Below are 4,816 nucleotides of genomic sequence, written 5' to 3'. Positions count from 1 at the left end.
TCCCTCAATCGGCTACCACATCCATTCAGGATAAGCGATTTATATTTCTTCTAAATGAAGACAATACAGTTTCCCGAAAAGAAATCAAGATTGAGGGAAGATCCGGAAACGACTTTATCGTCAGTGGGGAATCTTTGAAAGCCAATGACAGAATCGTTACTGCAGGATTTGATAAACTAAGTGATGGCACTTTAGTGAAGCCGCTTGCTCAGGGTCAACTACTTTCTACCAAATAAACCCAAAATATTTTCTAATTCCGTCTAAAGCCACTTCTGGTTTTGGAAGACAGAAGTCTAACCACTTCTCAAAATTAATTCTCCTCTGAATAAGAGAAGTGACTCCCCTATTGGGTAAAGAGTCAATTCTATCGAGGTAAATCCTGATAAACTCATGATTAAAAATATTATACAAAGACCTGTTCTGGCATTGGTCATATCTATTCTTTTGATATTAGCCGGTGCAGCAGCTATGACCAGCCTTCCTGTAGAGAGGTTTCCGGAAATAGCTCCTCCCAGTGTCAGTGTACAGGTTTATTATCCTGGAGCAAATGCTGAAACCGTCGCCAATTCGGTTCTCCTACCACTTGAGGAAGCAATAAATGGTGCTGAAAATATGAGTTATGTCAACTCCACTGCCACCAACTCAGGACGTGGTAGATCCACAGTTTATTTTGAACCGGGCACTGATCCTAATGTGGCGGCAGTTGAGATTCAGAACAGGATTTCCAAAGTTATGGAACAAATCCCAGCCGAAGTTAGAGAAGCCGGAATCGTGGTTTTGAAGCGACTGAAAGGTTCTTTGATGACGATCAACATCTATTCTGATAATGAAATCTATGATGAGACTTTTCTGAATGCCTATACGAGGATGAAAATCAGAAGAGAGCTTAAAAGAGTAGGCGGAATTGCAGAAGCTTCCATTTTGCGTTCGCGGGATTATGCCATGAGAATCTGGTTGAATCCAGAAAAACTGGCTTTGTATGGTTTGACACCAAGAGAAGTGCTGAATGAAGTTCGCGATCAAAGTTTCGAAGCTGCGCCGGGTAGGTTTGGAGAAAATTCAACGGAGGTTTTTGAGATTGTTTTGAAACACAGTGGACGATTCAGCGAGCCTGAAGAATATGAAAATATCGTCATCAAATCAGAAGAAGACGGTTCCCAACTTCGCTTGAAGGATGTTGCCAGACTTGAATTTGGTGCATCCAACTATGCCAGTGAAAACAAACTGGACGGCCAATCTGCTGTAACAATTGACATTGTGCAGCAACAAGGTGCAAATGCGGTTGAGATTGACAAAGAAGTGCGGGAGATCATGGAGGAACAAGCAAAAGCCTTTCCTGATGGAATCCATTACAAAATCACATACAGCGTTCGAGATCAGATCGATGAGTCGATGCATCATGTGAAACAAACCTTGATTGAGGCATTTGTCTTGGTGTTTTTAGTGGTATTCATCTTTTTGCAGGATTTTAGAGCAACATTGATTACCGCCATTTCGATTCCTGTTTCTTTGATCGGAACCTTCTTTTTCTTACAACTCATCGGTGCTACCATGAATGTTTTGAGCATGTTTTCCATCGTTCTGGCAATCGGGATTGTGGTCGATGATGCTATTGTGGTAATCGAGGCGATTTATGAGAAAATCCATGATCATGGCATGCAGGTAGTTGCTGCGGTAAATTCAGCCATGTCTGAAATCACCGGGGCAATTATTTCAATTACCATTGTAATTGCTGCTGTGTTTTTACCTGCTGGTTTTCTTGATGGACCTGTCGGTGTTTTCTATAAAGAATTTGCATTCACCATCATCTTTGCTGTACTGATCTCTGCAATTAATGCATTGACGCTGGTTCCAGTATTGAGTGCTTTGATTTTGGGAAAGAAGAAAGAAAAAAAAGCTCAAAAAGACAATTTGATCGGGAAAATCAAAGAGTCAGAGCAAGTGGATAAAATCAAAAATTTGAAGACAAAAGGATTAAAGAAATTCGACACGGTCTTTGACAAATTCACAGCTCAATATTTGAAAGCCGTAAAATGGTCAATCAAGCAAAAATGGTGGACCATGGCCGGATTGGTTTTGGTCACTGGTTTGACTTTCTTTTTGGCTTCTTCCACTCCAAAAGGATTTATCCCAACGGAAGATGACAACTTCCTGATTTTCTCACTGACCATGCCGGAAGGTTCTTCTTTGCATCGAACTAACCAATTACTTCGTCAGGCAGATTCAATACTTCACAAAGAGCCAGCTGTTGCAAGTGTGAACACGGTTTCCGGTTATAATATTGTCGATGACTCCGAAAGTGCTTCCACTGGGCTTGGTTATGTAAAACTGAAAGAAGCTTCTGAGCGGGGAGATATTTCCAATATTGAGGATGTGGTGAAGCATCTTACCAGCCAACTCAACGTGCTAAATGAGGCAAAAATCAATATGTACCCAAGGCCGACAGTACAAGGTTTTGGAAACTTTGATGGCGTTCAAATAGTGCTTCAGGATTACTCAGATGGGGATTTGGCGGAATTTGGAGTACTAATCAATGAATTTATTGCAGAGCTTTCCAAGCAAAAAGAAATTGAAAAAGCCTTCACTTCCTACAATACCAATTTCCCTCAATTTAAGCTCGACATCGACTATGAAAAGGCAAAAGCGCTAGGTGTCAGTGTCAAAGACATGATGTTCACGATTCAATCGAATTTTGGTCGAACCAGAGTGGGCGATTTCAACCGATTCACAAGGCAATACATGGTTTACATGCAGTCTGATATTGAATTTCGCGAGTCGCCTGAAGCCATCAATTCCATCATGGTAAAAAACAAAAAAGGTGAAATGGTCCCTTTGACCTCATTTGTAAGATTGGAACAAACTTACGGACCAGAAACTGTTTTCCGATACAACCTATACAATGCTGCGAGAATTAATATCACCCCAGCCAAAGGATATAGCACAGGCGATGTAATGGACAGAATCGATAAACTTACCGAGGAAAAACTTCCTGCCAATCTAGGTTTTGAATGGACCGGGATGAGCTTAGAGGAAAAGAAATCCGGCTCCTCCACCACAGTAATCTTTATCATCAGTATCATCTTGACCTATTTCATTTTGGCGGCGCAGTACGAAAGTTTCTGGCTTCCCATGGCTGTTATTCTTTCCTTGCCAGCAGGGATTTTAGGGATTTTCGCTTCGATCAACTTGGTAGGCATCGACAATAATATTTATGTACAAGTTGGACTGATTATGTTGATCGGGCTATTGGCAAAAAACGCCATTTTGATTGTCGAATTCGTGGCACAAAAAAGAAGAGCAGGCCTACCTACTTTGGATGCCGTACTTCAGGCCTGCGAACAAAGACTTCGCCCAATTATGATGACTTCCTTCGCATTCACAGCGGGCTTAGTTCCCTTGATGTTTTCTGTAGGCTCTTCGGCAGAAGGCACCAAATCAGTCAGTATTGGTACTGCGGGGGGAATGATCTTCGGGATTTCCCTAGGACTGATTTTCATCCCAGTATTGGCATTTCTTTTCCAACAGCTACAAGACAGATATACTTTGAAAATAAGACCTGAAACTGCAGAATCATGAGTAATAGCAAAAAATTAATTCAAATTTTCTTTGTGCTTTTGGCAGTAACTGGGTGCAAAGTAGGCGAAAACTATACCCGTCCGGAGACGAATCTACCAGAAGAATTCTATGGTAGTGACAAACTTCAAGACAGTGTTTTTGTCGGAGATAAGCATATCGCATCTATCAATTGGGGAGAATTCTTTCAGGATTCAACGCTAAATACTTTGATCGACTCCGCATTGGTTGGTAACTTCGACATGCAGAAAACTGCAAAGCAAATAGAAATTGCAAACGAAAGTTTTCTGCAATCCAAAGCCAATTTTCTTCCTAGTCTGAATTCCAATCCCGGCAAATTCACCCGCGAATATTATTCAGAAAATTATAATAATTACGGTTCGAATCGATCAAGAAGAAACCACCCAGACGGTGTCCCTACGACCTTATATACTGAAAACCTAGCCTACGCAGTCACTTTGCAGGCAAGTTGGGAAGTGGATATTTGGGGAAAACTTCGTTGGCAAAAAGAAGCTGCACAGGCAAAGTATATGCAGACACAAGAATTTCGAAAAGCCGTTCAAACTGCCTTAGTTTCCGAAATCGCTTCTACTTATTTCAATATTTTGATGCTAAAATCTCAGCTAACTGTAGCTCAGAGAAACTATGATTTGAGTCAAAACACCTTGAAAATTGTGGAGCTGCAATACGATGCTGGAGAAAATACTTCATTGGCGATTCAACAGACAAAATCTCAGATGCTGAGAGCAAAAGCTTTGATTCCCCAATTGGAAAAAGAATATACTATTCAGGAAAACAGATTGAACAATCTCCTGGGCAAAACTCCTGGAGCATTGGAAATCACAGGGATTTTGGACCAACTGGCACTTGATCATACCTATACCACTGGTGTACCCATAGAACTCATCCAAAACAGACCCGATGTGGCAGCCACCGAATATCAGTTGGTAGCTAGCAATGCCAAAGTGGGAATCGCTCAAGCAATGAAATACCCATCCTTAACCATCAATGCCGGTGCCGGACTTAATTCTATGGCATTTGGAACCGTGTTGGATCCAATCGGATCTGGCTTTGCATTGATTAATGGGGCTTTATTCCAGCCCATTTTTCAAAACAGGAAGCTAAAAACCAACCATCGAATTGCGATCAAAGAACGAGAGATTGCGGAACTGGATTTTAGAGATAAAATAAACACTGCTGTGATGGAAGTTTCCAGTGCTTTGGTGAATATTGAAAAGCTGCA

Annotated in this window: 2 protein-coding genes and 1 pseudogene; all 3 read left to right on the top strand. The window is 41.3% G+C overall.

Annotated elements, in window-relative coordinates; translation table 11 throughout:
• A pseudogene (locus Q0L68_RS16500) lies at window positions 1–236 on the top strand (efflux transporter periplasmic adaptor subunit); the annotation flags it as partial.
• A 154-nt stretch (window positions 237–390) separates the two neighbouring features.
• Entirely contained in the window at window positions 391–3,576 is a 3,186-nt protein-coding gene (locus Q0L68_RS16495) for an efflux RND transporter permease subunit (RefSeq protein WP_296705283.1), read from the top strand.
• Window positions 3,573–4,816: efflux transporter outer membrane subunit (locus Q0L68_RS16490; RefSeq protein ID WP_296705282.1), on the top strand; the 1,244-nt coding region annotated here is incomplete at its 3' end. The genes Q0L68_RS16495 and Q0L68_RS16490, both read left to right, overlap by 4 nt.

Origin of the sequence: Algoriphagus sp. (assembly GCF_024642405.1) — a bacterium.
Classification (GTDB): domain Bacteria; phylum Bacteroidota; class Bacteroidia; order Cytophagales; family Cyclobacteriaceae; genus Algoriphagus.
Note: the sequence above shows the minus strand (reverse complement) of the source record. Positions and strands in the feature narration are given on the sequence as shown.